Origin of the sequence: Waltera acetigignens (genome assembly GCF_025567015.1) — a bacterium.
Classification (GTDB): domain Bacteria; phylum Bacillota; class Clostridia; order Lachnospirales; family Lachnospiraceae; genus Acetatifactor; species Acetatifactor acetigignens.
Genome location: NZ_JAOQJO010000002.1, coordinates 147,709 through 172,712 on the forward strand (window position 1 = coordinate 147,709; position 25,004 = coordinate 172,712).

General features: G+C 41.2%; 19 protein-coding genes and 2 pseudogenes. 5 read left to right on the plus strand and 16 right to left on the minus strand.

Translation table 11 applies throughout. The features are described from left to right. Positions 1-27: 27 nt before the first annotated feature. Positions 28-1,596: an FRG domain-containing protein gene (locus OCV96_RS03320; RefSeq protein ID WP_262593491.1), complete on the minus strand. Its 1,569-nt coding sequence runs from the start codon at positions 1,594-1,596 to the stop codon at positions 28-30. A 13-nt stretch (positions 1,597-1,609) separates the two neighbouring features. After that, on the minus strand, positions 1,610-3,763 hold the full coding sequence (locus OCV96_RS03325) for a zinc-ribbon domain-containing protein (protein ID WP_262593492.1): 2,154 nt from the start codon (positions 3,761-3,763) through the stop codon (positions 1,610-1,612). A gap of 207 nt (positions 3,764-3,970) precedes the next feature. Between OCV96_RS03325 and pseB the strand changes: the two genes are divergently transcribed. Then, a complete protein-coding gene (pseB, locus tag OCV96_RS03330; protein ID WP_262593493.1) occupies positions 3,971-4,969 on the plus strand; it encodes a UDP-N-acetylglucosamine 4,6-dehydratase (inverting) in 999 nt (332 codons plus the stop codon). An 87-nt stretch (positions 4,970-5,056) separates the two neighbouring features. Here pseB and OCV96_RS03335 read toward each other — a convergent pair whose 3' ends face one another. From OCV96_RS03335 to OCV96_RS03360, 6 genes and pseudogenes are all read right to left on the minus strand, one after another. Then, positions 5,057-5,785, minus strand: coding sequence for a hypothetical protein (locus OCV96_RS03335; protein WP_262593494.1), 729 nt, complete (start codon positions 5,783-5,785; stop codon positions 5,057-5,059). A gap of 18 nt (positions 5,786-5,803) precedes the next feature. After that, positions 5,804-8,926, minus strand: coding sequence for a metallopeptidase domain-containing protein (locus OCV96_RS03340; RefSeq protein WP_262593495.1), 3,123 nt, complete (start codon positions 8,924-8,926; stop codon positions 5,804-5,806). Positions 8,927-8,948: 22 nt separating this feature from the next. After that, positions 8,949-9,902: a hypothetical protein gene (locus OCV96_RS03345; RefSeq protein ID WP_262593496.1), complete on the minus strand. Its 954-nt coding sequence runs from the start codon at positions 9,900-9,902 to the stop codon at positions 8,949-8,951. Positions 9,903-10,036: 134 nt separating this feature from the next. Next, positions 10,037-10,699, minus strand: a complete 663-nt coding sequence (locus tag OCV96_RS03350; RefSeq protein WP_262593497.1) for an RloB family protein — start codon at positions 10,697-10,699, stop codon at positions 10,037-10,039. Positions 10,700-10,701: 2 nt separating this feature from the next. Continuing rightward, positions 10,702-12,003 (minus strand): AAA family ATPase, encoded by a 1,302-nt coding sequence (locus tag OCV96_RS03355; protein ID WP_262593498.1) that lies wholly within the window; start codon positions 12,001-12,003, stop codon positions 10,702-10,704. A gap of 292 nt (positions 12,004-12,295) precedes the next feature. Further along, a pseudogene (locus OCV96_RS03360) lies at positions 12,296-13,267 on the minus strand (acyltransferase); the annotation flags it as partial. A 109-nt stretch (positions 13,268-13,376) separates the two neighbouring features. On the opposite strand from OCV96_RS03360, the gene tnpA reads away from it, so the two are divergent. The 3 genes from tnpA to tnpC all read left to right on the plus strand — a co-directional run bounded on the left by tnpA (position 13,377) and on the right by tnpC (position 15,832). Then, positions 13,377-13,766 carry an IS66 family insertion sequence element accessory protein TnpA gene (tnpA, locus tag OCV96_RS03365; RefSeq protein WP_262593500.1) on the plus strand — a complete coding sequence of 130 codons (390 nt, stop codon included), beginning with the start codon at positions 13,377-13,379 and terminating at the stop codon, positions 13,764-13,766. Continuing rightward, a complete protein-coding gene (gene tnpB / locus OCV96_RS03370; RefSeq protein WP_262593501.1) occupies positions 13,760-14,101 on the plus strand; it encodes an IS66 family insertion sequence element accessory protein TnpB in 342 nt (113 codons plus the stop codon). The genes tnpA and tnpB overlap by 7 nt, the downstream gene beginning before the upstream one ends. Positions 14,102-14,221: 120 nt before the next feature. Continuing rightward, positions 14,222-15,832, plus strand: coding sequence for an IS66 family transposase (tnpC, locus tag OCV96_RS03375; protein WP_262593502.1), 1,611 nt, complete (start codon positions 14,222-14,224; stop codon positions 15,830-15,832). A 196-nt stretch (positions 15,833-16,028) separates the two neighbouring features. Here tnpC and OCV96_RS19575 read toward each other — a convergent pair whose 3' ends face one another. The 7 genes from OCV96_RS19575 to OCV96_RS03410 form a co-directional block, all read right to left on the minus strand. Continuing rightward, the gene (locus OCV96_RS19575) at positions 16,029-16,226 is read right to left on the minus strand and encodes a mobility-associated LCxxNW protein (protein WP_262593503.1); all 198 of its coding nucleotides are present in this window, start codon (positions 16,224-16,226) and stop codon (positions 16,029-16,031) included. Between the two features lie 166 nt (positions 16,227-16,392). Next, a complete protein-coding gene (locus OCV96_RS19485) occupies positions 16,393-16,836 on the minus strand; it encodes an ATP-binding protein (protein ID WP_330672120.1) in 444 nt (147 codons plus the stop codon). Between the two features lie 158 nt (positions 16,837-16,994). Beyond that, entirely contained in the window at positions 16,995-18,545 is a 1,551-nt protein-coding gene (gene istA / locus OCV96_RS03390; RefSeq protein ID WP_262593504.1) for an IS21 family transposase, read from the minus strand. Positions 18,546-18,682: 137 nt separating this feature from the next. Continuing rightward, positions 18,683-18,853: a sigma factor-like helix-turn-helix DNA-binding protein gene (locus tag OCV96_RS03395; protein WP_262593505.1), complete on the minus strand. Its 171-nt coding sequence runs from the start codon at positions 18,851-18,853 to the stop codon at positions 18,683-18,685. Positions 18,854-19,081: 228 nt separating this feature from the next. Further along, the gene (locus tag OCV96_RS03400; RefSeq protein ID WP_262593507.1) at positions 19,082-19,909 is read right to left on the minus strand and encodes a hypothetical protein; all 828 of its coding nucleotides are present in this window, start codon (positions 19,907-19,909) and stop codon (positions 19,082-19,084) included. Between the two features lie 2 nt (positions 19,910-19,911). Further along, a complete protein-coding gene (locus tag OCV96_RS03405) occupies positions 19,912-20,676 on the minus strand; it encodes an alpha/beta hydrolase family protein (RefSeq protein WP_262593508.1) in 765 nt (254 codons plus the stop codon). Positions 20,677-20,906: 230 nt separating this feature from the next. Next, positions 20,907-21,662, minus strand: a complete 756-nt coding sequence (locus OCV96_RS03410) for a WbqC family protein (protein ID WP_262593510.1) — start codon at positions 21,660-21,662, stop codon at positions 20,907-20,909. 436 nt (positions 21,663-22,098) lie between these two features. Here OCV96_RS03410 and OCV96_RS03415 point away from each other — a divergent pair. After that, positions 22,099-23,471, plus strand: a pseudogene (locus OCV96_RS03415) (IS4 family transposase). A 449-nt stretch (positions 23,472-23,920) separates the two neighbouring features. On the opposite strand, the gene OCV96_RS19705 reads toward OCV96_RS03415, so the two are convergent. Then, on the minus strand, positions 23,921-24,517 hold the full coding sequence (locus tag OCV96_RS19705; protein ID WP_425609800.1) for a class I SAM-dependent methyltransferase: 597 nt from the start codon (positions 24,515-24,517) through the stop codon (positions 23,921-23,923). Positions 24,518-25,004 lie beyond the last annotated feature (487 nt).

A 25,004-nucleotide genomic window follows, 5' to 3' on the forward strand; every position in this document is an offset into this window, starting at 1 on the left:
ACCAAAATTTTCAGGTGCTGTTACCATTTACCCGGTTATCACTATCATAGGCTTGGCTACCGGTTTTATATCGGCTATTCTCCGGGCATCCTCTAACGTATATTTTTCATTCAGTTGCTTTAATTTGTCGGGTTCTATAAACGTCAGTTCTCTGTCACTAATGAAAAATCCCTCCTGTTTCAGACTATTCTTTAATATTTCACTTCTTTTTTGATTGTATTGATTTAATTTGCAGTATTCATCAAAAACACTTTTGCTAAATATATGTGTATTGGCTATCTTTGAAATGTATTTGGTAATATCGGGGACATCCTTATGAGGATATATTTTTTCGCCTTTTTCCATTTCCTCATAGATCCATTCACAGAAATCCTCATCCAATAAGAATTTCGCCTTATCGAATTGTGCATCCAGATACAGATCCTGTATTCCAAGAACCATATAGGCATGCTGCGACCTACACCGGTTAAACGGCTGATACCCCACCGGTATCACATGCTTTTCCATGGATTGATATTCCGAATTTTCCCCACAGTTATTTTTTGCGGTTTCCACTACCAGCCACATCAGATCTTCTATCTCCGTCCTTGCCTTATAAATCATTCCATACCGGGAATCTCCACCTATTTCAGCCACATTGGGTCTGGAATCCTTTTTCTCAAAATCACACTTTCTGAGAGGCTCCCATCTGCTAAATGAATCTTCCTGTTTCCACTTACAGCACGCAAAAAAGAGAGCCGTTTTTATATCACCGGTAATATCCAGCATATGCGTGGGCAATCCATAATGCTGCATAATCGCCATGTAAGAAACATCGCTGATTTGTCTGGACCACTGCAATGGTGCCTCCATCTGATCCAACAGTTTGCCACACTCATCGTATCTCATTTTAGTCACTGCCTGGAATATCCCTGGGGACAAATTTCCGGTGCTCCTGTAAATACTCGGTTTCGAAGAGCCGTAAGATGCGTTTTCTCCTCTCCAGAAAAGCTTTCCTCTCGGCTGCGTAATCATTGTCCCCACACCGGGATAGGTACACAATAAACCATCCCGGTAAAACGAAACCATCAAATTAACAACCATCGAAAGAAGCCTGATAGAATTTTCGTCCGACAAAACTTGCGCCCTGATTTTTTTCCGTTCTTCTTTTTCTCCGGGAAATACTACGTAATACTCATTTAGAGAAATCCTGCTCTCTCCCGGAAACACTCCCAGTATCTCCGCAGCCTGTGCCAGTGACTGCACATTCTGGGTATTACACCAGTTCTGATACAGTTCACATGCCATTGCGGCCATCCTTTGATTCTGTTCTTCAAATTGCATTGCAGCCTGCAAATGATCTGTAGTAATTTCCAGTACATTTTCTATCTTATCCACGAACAATGTCGAATGCTTTCTTTCCTCTGACCGCAAATAGATTCCCAGATTTTTGTTCCAGTCTGCCATATCCCCATATAAAGTCTTTAAATGTTGTTGAATGATATAGAGTACATTGCGATAGGATAACGTTACCCCTGAATTATCAAGAGTCATTTGCTGTGCCATTTGTTTTTCCCATGGTGTTTTATTCAATTCCTCTACTGTTGGATGATACATGCCGTTCCTCCTCTCAATGTTTACTGCATTTCGGGCATTTGCCCTTTCCTCTGGTTCTTTCCACAATAACTGCCGTCCATTTCGTCTCGCAGAGATGGCACTTCCAGCCTGCTCTTTTTCCGGAACCCGCTGTCAGAAAATCAGGATTCAGGTTGCTGTTTTCCTCATAGTCCCAATCCTGCATCAGTTCCGGATGCGTCATGGTAATCGGCTGCTTTTTACTCAAAAGCTTCCTTTGTCTCGCTGCGGCTCTGCTCTTTTCGGCACAAGCAGGACAGCCCCGTCCATTATTTCTGGAGATCACCGTGGCTTCCCATTCATTTCCGCATTGTTTGCATTTCCACCAAACTTTTTTCGTATATCCTGCCAGGATTTCATAGGGACTGACTGTATTCTTCTCCCAATCCCACGCTTCCAGCAGAGCGGGATTCTTCTCCGCAAGGTTCCCTCTGTCTTTTACCATATTCCTTCTGGAATTTGCATATCGGATCCTCTTCCCACATTCCGGGCAGCCATTTCCCTCCGCCCGTCGGCGGATCATTGCCTTCCATTCGCATCCACACACAGGACAAAGCCACCATACTGTTTTCTCTGATCCAATGCTAAGCTTTGTTGGATCCAGTCCACTATTTTTCTCAAAATCCCATGATTTCAGCAGTCTTTCATTTGAAGTAATGTCGTTGTATCCTTTTAAAGCAATACGATTTGCACAGATAGGGCAACCATTTCCTCGATTTCTTGAAACAATGGAAGCATACCAGAAATGACCTTTTTCACATCTCCACCATACTTTTTTACCGCTTCCGGCAGTAATTTTCTCCGGGGATAATTCATCATTCTTTTCATAATCCCATTCTTTTGCAATTGCCGGATTCACCGTTGCCAGATCATTAAACCCTTGTAAAACCCGCATTCCGGAACAATAAGGACACTTTCCACTGCTGATTTCATAAGAAACTGTACTCATCCATTCGTGACCGCAATCTCCCTGCCACCAGAACTTTTTACTGGACCCGACAGAAATATCTTCCGGCGTTACCCGGCCGTTCTTTGTGGGATGCCACATTTTTGCAATCTGAGGTGCCTTTTTCAAAATTGAATTTTCTTTCTCGCTGAATGCAATCAGTGAATAAATCTCTGCCGCATCCCGTTCCGGATCCACCTCATCCTCTTTCATGTGTATCTCAACTGCGTATTTATCTGATAAATACTGATACAAAAAATAAATTGCATCCCTTAATCCATTTCTGTCTTCCAGTCTGTAATCGAAAGAAGAATCATTCAGTTCCGGACAGTCCTTCTCCCGTATCCGGACCAGTGCAATGTGATTTTCCTCACATTTCCGGTTTTTCCGAAGATCTCTGGCTATTCCGTTTCCCCTAGAATGTCCGTAAGTTCCGTCATATTCAATTGCCAGACGATATTCCGGCAAATAAATATCCAGTTCATAAGGTGCTATGTTCTCGTCCCTGTAATTTGCCTGTACATTCTCTATATGTAGGCGCAAATAATAGAGGATTGCCTTTTCCGGAAAAGATACCCTGCGTTCCTCTGAACATTTAGGGCATCCCGTTCCCTTGCTCCGGTCGCTGACAGTCGCCTTCCAATGATGCCCTCTTCTGCAATTCCACCATACCCTTTTTCTGCTAAAGCATGCACATTCTGACGGGTCAATCTCATTTCTGTCGTAGTCCCATTCCGACAGCAGCTCCGGGTGCTGTGATGCAAAATCATTATAGGATTTTAAAACGATTCTATTCGCACACACCGGGCATCCCGTGCCACCATTTCTCTGAATCACACGTGCCTGCCATTCATGACCTTTATCGCATTTCCACCAAACTCTGTTTTTAGAGCCTGTCCCCACATCCGTAGGTTTCAGATTGCCGTTTTTCTCCCAATTCCACTCCGCTGCCAGTTCTTTGTTCAAGGTGGCCAGATCGTTGTATCCCGGCAAAATTCTTCTGTTATTACAATAAGGACACCCCTGCCCTTTCGTTCTGCTTCGGATATCCATGTCGAAAGAATGCCCCTTCTCGCAGATCCAATATACTTTCTTCTGAGAACCGGCAGTAACTTCCTGCGGAGTAAGTCCATTGTTTTTCTCATAATCCCACTGCCTAATGAGGCCAGGATATAAAACGGCTAAATTATTTGGTTTTGACATATTCAAGTATATTTTCACCTCCGCAGATCGCTATTAAATTACTGCCGTAAGGCATTCTTTTATTCCTATTATACTTCATACTGCATCCCTTTTGCTTTTATTTATTTGTTAAATATCATTAGGATAATATAAACTGCGTAATAATTGCGTTTTTCCATACAATATGTTATTATGATAAAGAATTTAAGTTTCGAAAGTGAGGACATTATGTTATTAGATAATAAATCCATTTTGATCACCGGCGGTACCGGCAGCTTCGGTAAAGCTTTTACCAAGTATGTATTGGATAATTACAATCCAAAGAAGATCATCATTTATTCCCGCGATGAATTCAAGCAGTTCATTATGCAGAACGAGTTCAAACAGTATGCGGACAAGCTTCGTTTCTTCATCGGCGATGTCAGAGACAAAGAGCGTCTGACCAGAGCATTTGAGGGTGTCGACTATGTCATCCACGCCGCAGCTCTGAAGCAGGTTCCCGCCTGTGAGTACAATCCCGCAGAAGCTATCAAGACCAACATCCACGGTGCGCAGAATGTCATTGATGCCGCACTGGATACCGGAGTCAAGAAAGTCGTTGCTTTATCTACCGATAAGGCCGTTAACCCCGTTAACCTGTATGGCGGCACCAAACTGGTATCCGACAAGCTGTTCATCGCTGCCAACGCTTATGCCGGAAGCAAGGACATCTGCTTCTCCATCGTTCGTTATGGCAACGTAGCAGGAAGCCGCGGATCCGTGATCCCGTTCTTCCATAACATTATCAAAAACGGCGGTACCGAACTTCCTATCACCGACTACCGCATGACCCGTTTCTGGATCAGCCTGCAGCAGGGTGTGGAACTGGTGATCAAAGCTCTGGAAGAATCCAAGGGTGGTGAGACCTTCATCTCCAAGATTCCTTCCTTTAAGATTACCGATCTGGCACAGGCAATGCTGCCCGGATGTAAAATGCCCGAAGTAGGAATCCGCGAAGGTGAAAAGCTCCATGAGATCATGGTCACAGTAGAAGACTCGCTGAATACCTATGAATACGATAAGCATTTCATCGTATATCCTCAGATGGTATGGAGTGAATCCAGACGTGCCGTTCCTACCGGCAAGAGAGTACCGGAAGGCTTCTCCTACAGCTCCGGCAATAATACCGAGTGGCTGAGCGTGGAACAGATTCAGGAATTGCTGAAGACAATTGATTTGGAGAAATAATTATTATAGAAAGCATTACTGTTTAACATCTTTACAAAAATTCCCAAACCATCAGTTCTTTAAACTATGGTTTGGGAATTTTCATTTCTACAGAATCTCATCCGTCCATCCGATATCTTCGCCATCTCCACTATCAGAGGAATCTCCACCGGAATTACTGTCTGAACTGCCATTATCGGAGCTTCCATTATCTGAAGAGTCATTGTCGGAATGATCATTATCAGAGTTATTATTGTTATCCGGCTGCTGTACCGGAGCAGGTGTTGCCACCGGAGTTGCTGCCGGTGCTGTTACCGTTGTCGTACTATTACTGCCTGTCTGTGCTTTCGGTGGCTGTGCAGTTGTTTTGTTATTGCTGCTCTCCACCTGGGATGCGGATACCAGTGCTACGCCTGTCAAGGTACCTGCTTTAGCCATCAGCGGAGAAATCTGTTCTGCACTGATGGTTCCATTCTGCACTGCTTCCCGGTTCTGTGTGATCAGTTCCTGCATCTTGTTTCTTCCTGCCAGTACCGGATCCGCCTGCAGCAGATCTTCTACCGGTGCCACATCTACCCATTGTTGATGCTTATCCTGTTGCTGTAATATACCGTTCATAATGCGGATTTCCTGTAAATTATCTGCTCCTGCCAGTTGTTGTTGCTGATCCATTGTCACTGCCACCACATCCTGTGCTCCCGCCAGCTGACGCTCCAGGAGTTTCCTGTCACTCTGAGAACGATATAATGCCATTCCCAACACTAATGTCGTCAGTGCAAATACACAGGTCAGTATGATCCATACTGTATTTTTCTTATTTTTATTATTACTTTCCATTCAGAATTGCTCCTATCTCTACTTTTCTACGCTGTCCACAATATTTTTCAGGAAATTATAACCAGACGTTCCCGGTCTGAAGTCTCCACGGTTCAAAATCTGTTTGCAGACAGTGTACATACTACGGGACATTTCCGGTCCATAGATTACCACATTGCTACCGTCCTTTTCCATGACTGTATAGGGGCGGAAGATATACGCTGTGTTATAACGAGCCGGTGGAAGATTCGTAAGGACATTTGCAAACTGATCTCTGCCATTCACTCTTCTGATGACCTTATCGCTGAATCTGCCGTTGATGACACCATATGTTTTTCCTCCGCCTAATTTATTGCTTCCATAGACCATAGGATATTGTGTATAGAGATCCGGGCGCATAATCAGCGTACCGATTTCCTTGATCCGGTATCCCTGCAGTCCGGAAGCACCGGTCAGCTGCTGTTTTTTTGCGGAATCTATACCAAAGGTACATCTCAGTCCGGTGTTGCCGGTATACCGCACAGAAAATCCGTGGTAGGAAAAAAGATTCTCAAACTCAGGGATCGCCGCAGCCGTATAATAGCTTCCATTATAAGAGAGGCTCCATACATACATGCCGGTGGGAATGCCTGATGCATTGTATTGAACTGCCATAGCTGTCTGTGCCGTAGTCCCCAACGGTCCTGTGCTTCCGATGCTTATCAGCCGTTTCGACTCGTCATTCTGCCATGCTGTGCCGGAAAACTCTACACCGTCAATATACAGCCTTGCACTTCTGTCATAGCCTGCGGGGAGAGCCAGGACAACATTGCCATTTCCCACTTCCGGTTCTGTAACCTGGGGCTTCGGTGTCGGGGTTGGGGTTGGGGTCGGGGTTGGTGTTGGTGTCGGTGTAGGCGTTGGCGTCGGATTTTCCACCGTCTTCATTGTTTTTACAGAAGTGATTCCGGTAGTCGTAGCTCCGGCAGCATACAATGTATTGCCCCCGCAAAACACATCAAAGCTATTGATATCTGTCCCTATGGTGGACGCAAGCTTCTGCCAGCTGCCATCCAACAGATATGCTGCCTGCAATTTTTTATCATTTCCCGCCGTCCAGAAGATATACGGTATCCCGTCCTTCAGTGCCAGCCTTACGGTATCCGTGCTTTGAATTTCCTCCGGCAGAATTTCTTCATTCCATTTCGTACCATCATATGTAATCAAGGCTGTCTTTGCAGTCGCATTATTCAGGGCTGCCAGATACAATACATTACCAGATACACAGACATCCGCATAACTGATCTTTCCCAGACTATTCATGGTATACACATCCTGCCAACCTTGCTGCTGAAGGACAGCGACTCTGCCATTCGCCCCTGGTGTCATATAATCACAATAGGAAGCATACCAATTACCACCATAATAGAACAGCTTTGCACCCGAGATACTCGCCCCCTGTACCGTCAATGCCGGAAGCGGGCCGGACTGATCTGAAAGATTGATCACCTGAAGGGATTTGTCGTCCATCCAGCTCACCCACAGTTTCCCCTGTTCATAAAATAGTTCCAGACGCTGTGGCCAGACTGCTGTCTGTGAAGTATACACGCTATTCAGACCCATAGAATCCGCTTGCGACACGTGCACATAACCTGAAGTGTCCATATAGGCCACATAAATATCCCCGTTCACATTCAGAAGATCCACCGGTGACATTTTTTGAGATATAGCACTACCCGGCATTTCTGTCCATCTACCGTCTGCAGCCTGTGAAGAATATATTTTCAACAGGCTCCATCCCTGTTCCTCTACAATACCTGCCAGATACAGACAGCTGCCCGCCGCATCCCCAGTAATTGCAGGAGAACAAAGTCCGGTGATACTCTCTCCTCTCTGCTGCCAGTAACTGTCAGCAGAAAGTACCGGGAATTCCACATGAAATGAAATACTTCCGTCAGCCCCAGGCTGAACCTGGTCAATCACAATTCCACTGTTACTTCCATCCGAATAAAAGATAGTATCTGCCGTATAGGGAGCATCCATATCGCTGCTTCCCAGAGCTTTGCGGTATTGTCCTCCCACCGTGGCGTACATTACCTCTTCCTGTGCCTTTGCCGGATCCAGCGTATCCTTCCGGAACACATAAATATAATTGTCCCCTGCCTTATTGGTATGATTCTCCACCGCATTGTTTACCCGGTAGACGATCAGTCCGCTCTCCGGAATATAGAAATCATAGTCCTCCCGCTCGGAAGGGGAAGGCTTTTGCCGGTATTCCACCACAAAGAATTCCGAATCACTGCGGGAAGTCTTCAGAATATATGCCCGGGTGCCGGAGGATTCTTCTGCCGGCCGCAGGGTGTATGTCCCACTCTCCGTCAATGTCCCAATGCTCATCCACCCGAGTTCCTTCCGTGTATAGGTCAAAGGATAAGATGCTGTATAATTAGGTCCTGCCATCAGATCCCACCATCTCCCTACCGGATCCCCAGTCTCTCCCGAGGTACGATACAGATCCGGTGCTCCCAGTGTATGCAGGAATTCATGGGAAGCCAGTGAATATCCTGAGTCCGTGAGCGTTCCGACCCCAAGCATGTTAGTCGGCAGCACATTATAAGCCCCCACTTTCCATTGTCCACCTAACAGGGTATTGGAATCTCCCCAATCTGCCTTACGAGAGCCGAATGCTCCTGTCATTTTATCCTTATCTACCTGGACGATAATCGTAAGATTATCTATATATCCATTATTGTATCTGCTGTCCAGCTTCGACGGCAGAGACAAACCAGCCTGGTTTACTGCGTTAATGACAGCTCCCACAAAGAGCTCTCCATCGGACGCATTCGGATATTGTTGTGCTGTTCCGGTGATAGTGATCGGTATGAATTGTCCATTTACTACCTGTGGGAAATAATTATTTACCTTGACCTGTTCATCTGATATTGTTGAAATATATTTTTCCAGGGAACGTTTCGGCGCTGATGCCGTACCGGTGTACATTTCCTGATACTTATTGAAGTTTGTGCTGAAGGTATTATCGCCATCTTCACTGAAATTAACCATCAGTACCAGATTATCAACCTGTGTTGTGGCGGCTTCTGCATGCAGTGGGGCTTTCCAGAAGACAGCCAGCATTATTACCAGCAGAATCCAACTATATCTCTTTATTCCTTTTACTATCATAACTATGCTCTCCGTTTACTGATCAATCCCAGATTGTTACCATTCCCAGCTGTTCCGGTGTAAATGCATTTTGTACTTCTACCTCCGCTACCGTCAGGTAGAAAATATTATTGCCTTCCTGTCTGACAGCATAAACAGCATTACCTTCCTTCTGCAGCTTTTTCGGAGTCTCTGCCGCAGGCTTTCCCTCTGCCGTAAACTCTCCTTCATAGGTCACCGCCTGTGCACTTCGATTACGAAATGCTTCTGCTGCCCCGGCTTCCGGATCCGTAGTTCCCATATGAACTGTAAGCTTCCCCTCCGGAAGGTTTGCTGCAGATAACGTTCCTTCATATCCCGTATAGGTGCCATCTGTCAGATTCAGGCTCCCGCTGGTAAACGCACCGGTTTCATTCTCAGCACAGACGTAATACCGGATTTCGTTATCACTGACCTGTACGTAAAATTCTCTGCCATCAGCAAGCGGATACTCTATCGCAGTGCAATGCTGTCCCAATTCATCCGATAAAATCAGCATTTTCCAGTCCCCATTGTCGGTGGTGCCGGTATAATTTCTCTGTCCGATCAGAAGATCCGACAGCATTACCGTGTACCAGTCTTCTGCCAGGATACTATCCACTGCTGCATCTGCATTTCCCTCTGCCATGGCATCCAACACCGGCTGTGCCTTGCTCTGCACTTCCTCTGTATCCTGTGTCAGTTCCACCGTAAGCTCCGCTAACTGTGCCTGTCTCTCCGTTGTGTAATCCAGGCGCTGTTCCCACTCCAACGCATCACGCTGTGCTAAAGGACCTTCTGTCTCGCTGTCCGTCTCTGCGGTCTGTCCGGCAGCCGCTGTACTCTCTGCCGATGCTTCCACTGCCTGTTCAACGGTCGCTGTTAATATGCCGGAGTTCTCTGTTCCGCAGGCTGTCAGGGTGATGCACAGACTTACGGCGATCATGGATAGGTTTCTGATGTACTTCTTATTTTTCATTGTATTTTCTCTTTCTGTAATTAGTATTGTAATTATATTTCGGCAGGGATTGGGAATTTCATTAGTTTCAAAAGGCTGTATTTTCGCACAGTCTTTCTGTCAATGGATTGTTCCAATAGAAAATATTTGTTATACTACTGCCATTTCAAATCGCATAAATATTGCACTGCACGGTGCGTATTTGTAAAGGTACTATCAGTAAAATAGAATTTTTCTGTTATTGCATCCTCTGTTGATACTCCCTTAAGTTCGTCTGCAATCCGTTTTAAGCACCATTCACCATTTTCTATAGCCATTGTGTACCTTTCAGCAATCTTCCAAATAGTCTCTTTATCACCCTTTTTATACCCCGGGCAGTAATCTTTTGTCGAAAGACGTTTCAAAAGATTTTCTTTATCCTGAACTGTCACAATTAATGGCTGTGTCTTTTCATAATGTAGAAGAAAATAATACTCAATACAACCTTTTGTCATAAATAATTTTACAGTTGCATTCTTACACTTTTTTCTTATTTTTTTTACAATATCCCAGTTTTCCTTCCACTTTGCCCGCATCTCCACTTCAGTATCAAACACAAGCCATATTTCATCAACATCTAAGACATCATCAGAGTAAACACCCTTAAGACTAAATGCTTTATCGGCTGCCCCAAATAATCCTTTCTTATTGTGCACATTCAGGTTCGCAACCTCATGAAATCGATCTTTCAGAAATTTAAAATATTGTTCTTCACTTTCCCCCTCCCAAAAAACAATAATATAAGGATTCCGAGACTTATTCTTACTTCTCCGTGCCATAGCTATTCCTCCCTGATATAGGGCACTGCACCATACTTTCCCAGAAGATAAGCTTTCCCAACTTTTTCATCATTTCTAACTGAGAAATCAGATATAGAATATAATTCAGACACACCTGTTTCGCTGTTCTTATCAACAAGATAATATTGATCTCTTCTTAACATTTCACGGTTCATGATATCTACACTATGTGTTGTGAAAATCAGCTGTGCTTTTGTTTCATTATTATGCTGAAAACGCTTAATAATATATTCTACGAGCATTGGATGAAGTCTGTCTTCTATTTCATCAATAACCAGAATGCCACCATTTTTAAGAGCTGATTCCAACGCCGTCGCTCTTGCCATCAGTCGAATGGTACCATCCGATTCATCTGAAAGGCTTAGCGGATATTCCGTTTTCTTTCCCTTTGCATCCAAACCGGTATGAAATGATGTTGCTTTCAATTCATTATATTGTATAGTTCCATTGACATTATCCGCATCTCCAGACAAGCTTTCTTTAAATTGAGATAATGCCTTCTCGATTTGCAGTCTGCTTTCCATGGGAAAATCTTCCGGTAAGTCATCCAGACTTGTAATCGCCTTATTGTCAATCTCAAACTTCATATCTGAAATACCAATATCTGCAATCTTAGCAATAGAAGCTACAGATTTCAACATTTCAGAATCATCACTATATTCCAATAGATTCTTACCCAAATCAGAATAATCTCTGGAGAAAAACAGTTTTGTTCTAAACCACTTCATTGCCTCAATACAAGGTTCATAATTCATTGTGCAGGAAACAGCAAAAAACAATTGATTCGGTGCAACAGCCTTACTGATCATTTCCTTTATTTTTTTATCTCCATTTACAGGGAATGAAAAATCTTGATATTTTCTATCAACCACAACAGACTTTTGTCCCTTGGGTGCCCAGTATAAATGCTCCTCGCAAATACATTTTCTCGTAGCAGAAAAACCATAGCAATACCAGATACCTTCTTCTTCATATTCAAATTCAAAAGAAGTCGGCTCGTTTTTTGAATAGTCATTTAATTCAAACGGTCTTACCGGAACCTCTGCCGTCTCATGTTGCGTACGCTGTGCATTTTTAATAAACTGTGCGGCCAACCACATTGCCCGAATCAGATTACTCTTTCCGCCGCCGTTTTTACCATTGATGGAAACAACTGGAAGATATGAATTATTTTTATATTTCAGTAAGCATTCTTTCTGATCTCCAAGCCCCGCTGCTTCCATATCAAGTATTGACTCATCTCTTAATGATCTGTAGTTTTTCACTTTGAATTGTAATAACATATGATTTTTCTCCTCTTTACTTGTATGATAATTCTTTTTTGCAAGTAATTCAATATATTATTACGAAAAATTCACGTTTTTATTCTTAATTTATTAAATCATTCTCATTCATTCTCATTCTCATTCTCGATTTCATGATTTCAAAAAAATCCACTGTTCACTTACGCCTATATTTTCCAACACTCCATTCATTTTATGGAGATCCCTTCTATTTTTTCAACATTCCGCACTTCAGCGCCTTATTGATGATATATGGACAAATAGAATAACCATCTGCAATGAAGTATTTTGATTATACAATGTACTTTTTTACAACTGGAATATTATTTAAAATTGCCGAAATAACTAACGAAATAATAAACACTATACAAACAACCAACGGAACCGCAATAACCGGATTCCATCGTGAGGCAGTGATTCCTAAGCGGCCCAATTGCTCAATAACTATAATATGAACTAAATATATGCCAAAGCTATACTGTGATATCTTCAATATCACTTTTTTGTACCATAGTCCCTGCTCAAATGAAATGTTCTTAAGAAATGTAAATATAGCAACGGCCTCTAAGAAAACATTGATACATGTATTCGAATAATATGTTTCTAAAGGCGTCTGCATTTTAATCGCAAGAGCCCATGAGAGAATAATCGTAAATAAGAAACCACAGAGCCCCGCCAAATATATTGCTGTTCTTTGCTTTTGGTTCAATTCCAGTTTAGAAATTTTATACCCTAATATGAAGTAAAATACATAGCTGCATACAAGGCCCATATTCATATTGTTTATATTTCCATTAATTGCATTTGTAATAAGGATCATTTTTTCATTACCAAAATCATTTACAAGCTGACTTATTTGAGGTAATAAGAACCAAAATACAAAAGATATTATTAAAAAATAATTGGATATTTTATCATCTTCTGAAATCTTTTTAATTATAGGCAGGCAAATATATATTCCGGCTATCATTGGCAAAAACCATAAATGATAATAGCTTGTAATAATACCTGCGAGCCTCCCAACCCTTCCCGGCGAAAACAATCCTACAAATTGCTCTGCGATTTCACCTTTTGATACTAAATAATATATGAAACTCCACGCAGCAAACGCCGTAACTATTCTAAGCACATACTTTGAGAATATCACTTTTGTTGATATTTCATTTTTGCTCAAAAACAATGCTCCACTGATCATAACAAAAACAGGAACGCCCCATCTCATAATACTGTCATAGAAATTAAATGCAAGCCATTCTTTACTATTTACATCGTAAGCGCCAAATAATCCCGCGGCTAGCCAACAACCGCCTCTAACTTCATAATCGTAGTTAGACTATTTTACTACAACAACTACAATTATGGAGGACAACATCATGGCAAACACCAGAAACTCCCGAGTTCCAAAAGAAGAACAGCTGAAACTTATCAATGAATGCCGGACCAGTGGCATGACAGATACTGACTGGTGCCGCGAGCACGGCATTGCTGTCAGCACCTTTTACTACTGGGTAAAGCAGCTTCGAAAGGAAGCTGCCCAGATACCGACACCTGCCTATGGTCATTCTGAGAATCCCCGCCCCAAACAGGACGTGGTTCCCATTGACATAGTACCGGAACGTTTCCCGGTACAGCATACTCCGTACCTTGACAATCCTCATACATTAGAGATCATTCTTGGATCTGCAACGATACGCGTCACCAATGAAACGGATCCACAGCTGCTTTCCAGAACGCTTCAGATTCTGAAAGGGTCTTTATGTTAGGCGATATTTCAGGGTTGGAACGGATCTACATTGTCTGCGGTTACACCGATATGCGCAAATCCATTGACGGACTTTGTGCAGTCGTGGAAGAACAGTTGAAGCTGGATCCTGCATCCAGTTCCCTGTTTCTGTTCTGTGGCAGACGCCGGGACCGGATCAAGGCATTGTACCGCGATGCAGATGGTTTTGTACTGATCTATAAAAAACTGACAGTGCATGGCGGATACCAGTGGCCGCGGAAACAGTCTGAGGTCAGAAATCTGACCTGGAGAGAGTTTGACTGGCTCATGTCCGGTATTGATATCGACCAGCCCAAAGCCCTGAAACAGGAATAAAAACATGCACAGAAAAACGCCTGCAAACCGCATATTTTCAGCATTTTTCAGGAGTGATTTTCCTTTAGGAAGCCTGCTTTTTCTGGTATAATAAAGGTATCAAAACCAAGGAGAAAAAGTGTGGCTTCCAGTGCAAAGGACATTCAGCTGCGAGAGCTGAAGGATACCATTTCACAACTGAACATGATGATGTCCGAACAGACAGAACTGATCCGTTCCCTCAGAACGATCATTGAGGAAAAGACTGCCCATGAGATGGTGCTTCAGGAACAGGTGGACTATCTGACGAAAAAACTTTTCGGCTCTTCCAGCGAAAAGACACCGGCGGACATTCCCGGACAGCTGAATCTGTTTAATGAAGCTGAAGCTGAACAGGATCCGGAACTTCCGGAAGAAGACTACAGCCGGGAGCTGCGTCCAAGGAAGAAAAAAGCTACCCATGCGGAACTTTTTAAAGGTCTCAAGGTTCATAAGGAAGTAATACCGCTGAACGAAGAAGATAAGGTCTGTCCGGTATGCGGTACCCCGATGGAACGTATCGGAGAAGAATACGTCCGCAGGGAACTCGTTTTTACTCCTGCCAAATGTGAAGTTTATGAATACTACACGGAAAGCTATGGCTGCCCTGACTGTAAGGAAGGAAAGGGCGATACGGAAAAGTCTATGATCGTCAAATCCAAAGTACCGCCCGCACTTATTGGCAAGGGTCCGGCCTCTTCTTCCACGGTTGCCTGGACGATCTATCAGAAGTATGCAAACGGCATGCCTCTCTATCGTCAGGAAAAGGACTGGAAGGAGTATGGCGCCGCTGTCAGCCGGACGACCCTGGCGAACTGGATCATCTACAGTGCTGAGCATTATTTCCGGCCACTGTATGATTACTTTCACCGCCAGCTTCTGCAGAGGAAATTTCTCATGGCGGATGAGACCCGGGTACAGATCCTGAAAGAACCCGGACGCAGTGCAGAAAGCCAGTCCTTCATGTGGCTGTACCGCACCGGGGAAGATGGTCTTCCGGTCATCCTGCTGTACGGATATACCCCGACAAGGAGCGGAGACAATGCAGCAGACTTTCTGGATGGCTTTCAGGGATATCTGGAAACCGATGGTTACCAGGGGTATAACAAGGTATCCGGCATCAAACGGTGCTCGTGCTGGGCACATATCCGCCGATACTTTGTAGATGCGATCCCGAAAGGAAAGCAGCTGGATTACAACCAGCCGGCAGTACAGGGAGTGCATTACTGCGACCGTCTGGCAAGACTGGAAAGCAGCATTTCTGGCAAGTGCGGAACGGATTATGAAAAAAGGAAACAAATGCGTCTCGAGAAGGAAAAACCGGTTCTCGAGGCCTTTTGGGCGTGGGTCGACAGCCAGAATCCAGTCCGCAACAGCCGCCTGGATAAGGCACTGACCTATGTGAGGAACCGTAGGGAAACATCCATGACCTATCTGGCGGACGGGCGCTGCAGTTTTACTAATAACCCTAGCGAGAATGCCATCCGGCCTTTCACAGTAGGACGTAAGAACTGGCTGTTCAGTGATTCCGTAGAAGGTGCAGAAGCCAGTGCTATTGCCTACACGATGGTAGAGATGGCGAAGGCACACAACCTGAACATTTATCAATACCTCAGCTACGTTCTGGAACAAAGGCCGAATGAAAACTGGAGTGATGAACAGCTTGCAGAGCTGGCACCCTGGAGTGAAAAACTCCAAACTCTAAAAATATGAGAATAAATTTGTAGTAAAATACTCCAACCTGAAATGGGTTGGGGTAAATTTATAGGTGCCTCCGGATTATTTGGCGCTTACTGTGTTTCCCTCCGGATGAGTATTCCAATGCAATAGTGCATGCTTTCCAAAGATTCAGAGCACCCTTTTCCGGAAAAATAGTGCATATCTTTCCGGAGCAGAGTGCAGCATTTAATTAGTATTCATCAAGAATAGCTATTCCGTGTTCTGTAAGAAGTACTTGTAAACGGTCAATATATTCTCTTAAGTGCTGGATTTCTCTCCAATTATCATGACACAGTTCATCGGCTTCCTCTAATTCGTGGCGGGTTATTTCATAATCCGTAAATTTGATGCATTTATGGTCTTTGCTGAAGGCGCAATAGTCAGTCATGGACAGCTTCTTTCCGGGAAGCGTTAATGCAATGGCGTTCTCTCATGGATACACGGCCATCAATCATCACCTCGTAGGAATTATGAATGATTCGGCCGATGATTGCTTCGCAAATAGTGGCATCACATTCATTTCCAATGCGGTTGTACCAGCCTTTTGGTTCAAACTATGTACAGAAAATCACAGAGCCTTTTACACTATGGGCTTCAATGATCTCAAGAAGTTCCCGTGTCTGTTCTGTAGATACTGGGCTTAACAGGAATTCATCCAGAATCAAAAGATCAATCTTTTGATATGCTTTAATTACCTTTTTCAGCGTGCCGTCCCCATGTGCAACAGCCAGCTCATTCAATAGATCCGGCAGACGTACATAACGTACTTTGATAAAGTTCCTGCAGGCTGCGATCCCGAGCGCACAGGCGATGTATGTTTTGCCATTCCCGGAGGCTCCTTTTAAAATGATATGGTGGTCATCGGATATATACCGGCAGGTGGAGAATTCCAGCATTTGTCCTTTATCCAGATTTCGGTCAGGATGATACTCGATATCTTCCATGCACGCATTGGGATAACGGAATTCAGCACTGCGGATAAGCTTTTGCAGTTTTATGCTTTTTCACTTATCCCATTCTTTATCAACCAGCATACCGAAGCGATCTTCAAAGGATAATCCCTGATAGGTCTCAGGCTCCCTGTACTGGCATTCAAAAGCATCTGACATTGCAGATAATCGCAGATCATGCAGCTTATCTATGGTTGACTGACGGATTATGAACGGTCACCTCCTTCGTAATAGGAGGCACCTCTGGTAATGCCATACTTGGAACTTTCTTTATTAAAAGCACTGAAAGCAGCTTTCTCTACTGCCACTTTGTCCTGACCATTTTTCAAAATGGTGCTGATATTTTTCAAACTTGGGCTTGGCGTGTAACTAAGTGCCTTGACACAGGCGTTTTCCAAACGTTCCGTACCATAGCGATCCGCAAGTTTCATCAACGATGCACAGGATTTGTAACCCTGTTGTTCTACCTTATGCATATATAAAAAATGTTTTACTACAATAAGGGTGGAACAGCCAACATTCTTTCCCCAGTCCAGAAAACCGTCGGTGTTGTATTCCAGAAACTTTCTGTGATTTTCAGGCATATGTTCTGGTACATAAATCGGTTCCGGAGAGTACAGCCTACGCACATGCGATGCTATACGGTTGTTATGGTAAAAAACTTCAATACTGTTTTCAGTGACACGGATATCGACCTTCTTACCGATAAATTCATACGGGACAGAATACTTGCAATCTCCGATTTTTATGAGATAATCGGGTTGTATGGTGGCAGTTGACCAGACAGCCGTTTCATACGGGAAAGCAGGTAATGGCATGAGGAAGTCCTTTTCTTCTTCAATAAATGCAGATATCCTGCTTCCTTTCTTTTTCTGGAAAGGTTTCGTATTGAATTCTTCAAGTTTTTCATGGATGGCTTTATTAAGCTCATCAAAAGTGAAGAACTTCCGGTTTCTTAAAGCTGCAAGGATCCATGTTTCAAGAACTTTTACAGTACCTTCCGCATTTGGTTTATCCTTCGGCTTTACCGGACGGGCAGGAATAATTGCAGTTCCATAGTGCTCTGCCATTTCGTGGTAGGATCGGTTAAGTGTAAGCTCTGTCCGTGTGTTTTTGATCACACCTGTTTTAAAATTATCTGGTACAAGAATACGTGTTACACCGCCAAAGAATGAATAGGCATGGATATGAGCTTCTATCCAGTGGTTGGATTTCATATCGGGGAATGCTTCCGCATATCCATACAAACTGCATGGAAGAACAGCAACAAATATATATGCAGATATGTCGCTGCTACTGGCAACATCATAAACTTTAAGCGTATCGCCTACCCAGTCTACCTCCATTGTTTCCCCAGGTTTGCGCTTGATTCTAAGAGTTGCCTTCTTTGATGCAGCATAGGCATGATATTTGTCATTAAACTGTGAATGCTGATACGGAATCGTATGCTCAGCTTCACACTTTGCACAGTATTCCGCCCACAAAAGTAAGAGTGTTACACCGGGCTTGTCCAGTTCATTGTAAACATACTCGTAATCAGGGAGTCTTCTTCCCTCATTATTGCCCCTGCCTGGATAAAACAGGTACTCAATATCTCTGTTAGTCAGAGTTTCTGGAATAGGCCATTCCAGAGAATGTGTTTCAGCAAGCTTAAGCACCTCTGAAACTGTGTTGCGTGAACAGCATAAGCTGTTGGCAATGGCTACATTGCTGAACTTCAGACTATGCAATCTGATGATTTCTCGATAATCAGTCATGGTTATCGACCTCCTGTAATGAATTTACACAATTTTATGTGCATGGATTCATTATAGGCGATTGCACTATAGAGCGGAAATATCTGCTCTAAAATATCGGATTTAGGTGCTCTGAATTTCCGGAAAAGATGCACTACTTAAATGGAATATACACCGGAAGAGAGAGGAAAACTTAGCGCCTCGCATTTTTTAAATGCGTTAAGGAAGTCATTGACTCCTGATTTGCTACATCCCAACTGTCTTGCAATCTCTGCACCGGACATGTTCAGGGCATAGCTTTTGATAATGATGTCTTTGTAATCAAGCATACCATTATCCTCCTTCATAATGTATTGACTGCCAGATAGCAGCTACTGCCATTATAATGGATAATTCAGGTAATTAAAAGCGGACTACGTCCGACCGCTCAGCTACGTATCGCGACCGTTTTGCTCCGCAAAACGGACCGATGGGATGCACCATTTGCAAACTGAATAACTGCCAGGTATTGAATTTTCAAGGTGCATAGCTAAAATTTATGTGCGAAGTTTGAGTAACTACTTATATCTTTCACTAATTTCCTTAATAAGATCATCATCAACCTGATTCCTATCCTTTATTTTTTTACTCAGTTCCCATGCTTGCTCAAAATAATTACAAAATATACTTGCAATCCTAGTATTTTTTATAGAACATAGATTTGGTTTATAGGCTGATGAAACGAATACAACCTCTCTGTCGTCTATAACAACAAATTGAAGTTTGGGAAATCTAGTGTTTATATCTTTGTTTTCATAATATGAGCAACAATAAACATCTCCATATTTTATATGATTAAGCATTTTTCCAATATTTTGTGGATATGAAAAGGTAAATATCTCTTTATATATCCTTGGCTTCATTGTTTTTTTGGAACAAAAAGACTTTATGCTTGCATCTATTTTAGTTGCAGCATACTCCTTATCGGCTAACTTTCTATGGTATGGATTAATTGGCATGAAATCCTGCCAGTTAAAATCATACACGCACTCCGATGCTGCCAGTATTCTTTTCGCAATATACATATCTACTTCATTTATATCATCAAAAAAAATTACTTCAACACCATTGAGAGAATCAATAATAGTACCAACAGCCTGTTCCAAACCTTGGGTCAATTCTTTCTGTCTACTAGTTATTTCATCTTCTAAAAACCCAACTAATATAAAATGAATAGCTATTGCAAGCAAAAGAGAAGTTGCTACAAACGCATAATCAATTTTCACTCCATTATCAACATAACTATTATACCCATCTATTATAAAAGCAATAACACTTATAATAATGGCTACAACAATTGTTATAATATCTGTAATTTTTATTATTCTTTCTTTTGCATCTTTCATTTTTACCTCAAATTCACATCGAAAAAATCAACAAATAATTCTGCCATTCTTTCCCAACAATTCCCAACCGAATATCCATGATCACAGTTTTCAAACACTACTAATTCATGGGGTGCTTGCCACAATGCATCTAAATATTTGCTTTGAGATAATGGTACAATTTCATCACTATCTCCATGTGTAATTAGACATTTTGTTTGTATCTTTCTTATATCATCATATATGTTATAGCTAAAAGCATCTTTGAGTACTTCTATATCATATCCGTTTGCTTTGCAAAAACCATTTTTCAACCATTCATTAAAGTTATCATTCGAAATTTCATTAATATATGCATCCGGTAAAAAACAACACGGTGATTTTAAACCAATTGCTTTTACAGTATTCAATATTTCATGACAATGCAATGCCACACTTCCCCCATAGCTTGACGCCATAACGCCTATATTATTTAAATCTATCCAATCATATCTTTTAATTGTGTTAAAAATCGATTTAAAATCACATATACCTTTTGATAATGTCAAATACCTTCTATTTCCTTCACTATTTCCCAATCCGGCAAAGTCAAACAACAATGTCGCTATGCCCTTTCTAGCTAATCTCGGAGAAAGATTAATCCAACTCATACTATTTGAACCCCTTGGTCCATCCCCCGTCAGCATTATAACTAATGGGATTTTTTCATCTACAACAGGTTTTACAAAGCGAGCTCTAATTAATTCTCCTTGCTGGTTTCTTTCTTCAAAATTTATAATTTTTTCCATGCTGTACTCCCTTCTACTGCTTTTAAGTTAATAGTATAAATACTAAAAAAATTAATTTCTTTGTGATATAGATAATTATAAGAAAAGTCCACACAGCAAAGCATCTTAAGCGAAGTTATAAGAGTTTTCTTCATTTCAATCAACATACTAATATGTATGAATTCTTCTTTTTCACGCACAACGAGATGCTGCTCTGAGGCTGTACACTAAGAATTGTCTAACCGCCCTAACTATATTAACTCATATGGTCTAAATTTTTCATCTAATAATACTTTTCTTGTAAAATCTATTCCTTCATTAAAAATGCAATCAACTATCGAAAGGCCTTTAGCAAATCCTATTCTTTGCCTCCTTGTTTGATAGTATGAAGGATGATGGTTATAAAAATCTTGATAGAGTATTGAAACTCCCTCTTCTTTTAGCTTCGATATATTATGAATATCCACGCTCCCTCCCGAGCCCATTATAATTTTAGAGCATTCCGTCTCCTTGCATAATAAAATTAATCTTTCAGTAGGATTATCAACATACTCAAAGTTGCTACCATAATATATTTGTGGTGATGGTAACGATAACAATTTTAATATCAACTCCACAATTTTAATATCAAATTCAACTAGACCATCAGAAAAATCACGCGCTCTTTCCAGTATTTCTACTATCTCAGAATAATACATTCTGTAGTATCTTGCTTTTGAATAAGAATGTGCTAATGTTTTTGCAATTTCATCAACCAAAAATGACTGTGGCAATTTTATTTGATCACATCTTGTATTATAATTTTCTCCAGTTTTTAAACTCAACCACATCAATTCTCCTTGTGGATTTATTATTTGAACTCTGTCTATATAATGCCTCTTTGTAAAAAACACATCATCCATAACAACAAAAACATCTGCATATACCAACTTTGCAAAATATCCTAACCACGGCATAAAATACGGTCTATGTATGACTATTGTCTTTTCTCCATTTTCGCATTCCATTCTATTCCCTCTTTTCTTATGTTTACTTGTGTATATTTATTTATCTCACCATATACTATTATTCCACCTTTTATGTAATCTCAATCTCAGCCCCCTTATTCTTAATAGTTATAACTGTTCCATTGTAATATCTCATCATATTTCCCTATTTTTCTATCTTTTACTACTAACTGATATTATTATACTATACTTATTCTTTTTCGGCACTTCGTTTTAATAGCAATGCCATTTCGTTTAATCGAAGTATTGTAAGCAAAAATAAATGTCGTCTTAATAGAAATGGACCTTTTTTAATTATTAACTCAAACTTCGCACTTAAATAAGCGCCTATGCACCTTGAAAATTCAATAATAACTGGCATAAAAATAGCATGAAACCGTCTGGTTTGGTATAATTGAGTTGTTCAGAAACAAATATACTTCCAGAGGCTCATGCTATGAATAAAAGTATAACACAAGCAACTCAAAATGATAAGCAGATTTCAAAATCTATCAAAAGATTTTTTCGAGATTTCATGTTTCTTCAGCTTTGAAGGCATCCAATGCTTACAAAAAGAAAGGGGTTCCAGTAATGGAAATTTTCCAGTATCTGTTCCTTCTGATCTTTTCTAACAGAAGCATGTACATAAATCTGATCACAGGACGCAACACTCCTGATTTTGCGAAGGATACTGCATATCGTTTTATGAAAATGATTCAGATCAACTGGATCCGTTTCACAACAACACTTTCAGCCCGGATCATCAGGGATGCCATTCTTCCTTTGGATTCTGAGGATCGTGCAAATGTTCTTATCATTGATGATTCCATGTTTGAGCGTAACCGCTCAAAAAAGGTTGAACTCCTTGCCAAAGTCTATCACCATGCAAAACATAAATATCGCTTTGGATTTCGAATGCTTACGTCAGGCTGGTCCGATGGAAGTACCTTCCTGCCAGTCAACGGCGTTCTTCTTTCCACAGAAAACAGAAAAAACCGTATCAATGAAGCAACAGAAGTAGACAAACGAACCGTTGGCTACAGACGCAGAAAGCTATCAATGGAAAAAGGAACACAAGCTATGCTTACGCTTCTGGATGCAGCCAGGAAAGCTGCAATTCCTGCGAAATATGTTCTTTTTGATAGTTGGTTTTCATCACCAAGTACTCTTCATGCTGTAAAAAATAAGGGCTACGATGTAATCGGTATGGTTAAGAAAACACCAAAGATGTTTTTTCGTTACAATGGCGAAGATATGTCTCTAACTTCCATCTACAACAAAAACAAAAAGAGACGCGGAAGATCAAGATATCTGCTCTCCGTTATGGTTGATGTTGTAAAGGATGGTGAAATCATTCCTGCCAAAGTAGTTTATGTTCGCAATCGCAACAAACGCAAGGAATATCTCTGCCTTATTTCCACTGATGTAAATCTGGATGAGAGCGAAATCATCCGGATCTATGGAAAACGTTGGGACATAGAGGTATTCTTCAAGGTGTGCAAAAGTTACCTTAACCTCAGCAAAGAATGCAACTCTCTTTCCTATGATGCAATGGCCGCACATACAGCGGTTGTTTTTACACGATACATGATGCTGTCGCTGGAAAGCAGGGAATCCAATGATAATCGGTCTCTGGGCGAACTTTTTCTATACTTTTCAGATGAAATGTCCGATATCACATGGATACAGGCTTTTCAAATGTTACTTCAAATGTTCCGGACAATGCTTTCAGATAACACCGAACTTTCAGACGAAAAAATCAACGAATTGGTGGATACATTTATGAATACACTTCCGACCATGTTGAAAACACAACTGCAAGCTGCATAAAGTCTGAACATTGACAACTGAATAACTGCCAGATATTGAATTTTCAAGGTGCATAGCTAAAATTTATGTGCGAAGTTTGAGTGCTCATTTATTTTCATATGTTTTTTCTCAACATTTTCAGGATAACGACAGAATTGAAGAACATATACAGTTCCTTTTAGATAAGATTGAAAAAGAATTTCCTTGTTCCCTTACTATAGATGATATAACATTGGTAAATTGCGTCTTATTTCAAAATGGTTTATGTAAACAGGTTGACCCGGAAAATATTACTTTAAAAAAAGAACACATATATACTTTAAAATCGATTGCTCTTACTATTATCACTTTTGCGTTTACAGTTATAACTTTTGCGGTGTGCTGCATATATGCATTTGAAAAACCGGTTACTATTATCACTTCGTTTTTAACGATTGTATCAAGTGCTATATCTATAATCTCCTTTATTATTAAGGAATAGTCTTCTTAATTAATAATATGGTATTATGAGCAAACAGGTAACCAATCGGCTGCAATATTTTGTCCCAAACATAGTATTTTGCAGCCTTATTTTCATCAACCCACAAACGATATAATAAAGAGGAAAATATGTGAAATCGGTACTTGCAGACACACTTTAAATGGTAATAGTCACACAATTCTCTTATAAAATTTTCCCGGTACATCCACAAAAGGTGTTTTTGATTGTTATAGGCGTATTCTTGTCTGAATACAGTTTTCCCGTAATTTGCTGTTAGCAGAAATTCTGCACTGTTGGAACGCTCAAATTCTAAAATGAGATCCCCGTCCTTCTTTAAAATTCTGGAGAATTCCGAAAGCATCTTTTGTATATCCACATAATTCGCAACACTGCCTACACAGATGATACAGTCCACAGAAGCATCCGGGAGTGGAATGTTTTCAACAGAGGCCACAATATGATCAGGGAAATCTTGCACATATTCTTTTACAATGTCCATATAAATCACTTTGGACGATGTATGATAGGCCGTCTTACCGCATCCGGCATTCAAAATCACTTTTTGCTCAGAACAATATTGATCCAATAATCGCTGAACTTTTGAAGAAAGAATTTTATTGGTATGGAAATGCCATTCATCGTGATCCGGCCAGGGCTATGTAGATGAGTAATTGTCCAAGGCTCTTTTATATGTCTGATCCTGTTCCTGACTATTCATAAGTTTTGTCCCCTTTATCTATGGATAACTAAGAATTATCCTTCAAATATATTATAATTCTTCTGTTTCTTTCCTGATAGCCATTCGCTGTCATTGTCTGCCTCTTTATTTCCATAACATCTATAAACCCGTTTGCGTCGACCAATATAAAATTGAGACGTTTATCATATCCATCAACGTCCTAAAGAGGCAGTTCCCTCGTGTACAATATGTATTGAGGATATAATAGCTGTAATTTCGAACTATCTTTCAGTGTCGCTCTGTGATTATATCGCTGCTGATTTTAGCGTTATATCTTTTTATATTATACCTTATTTGTCATATTATTTTATTTCGATTTAACAGCAGTCTTGTT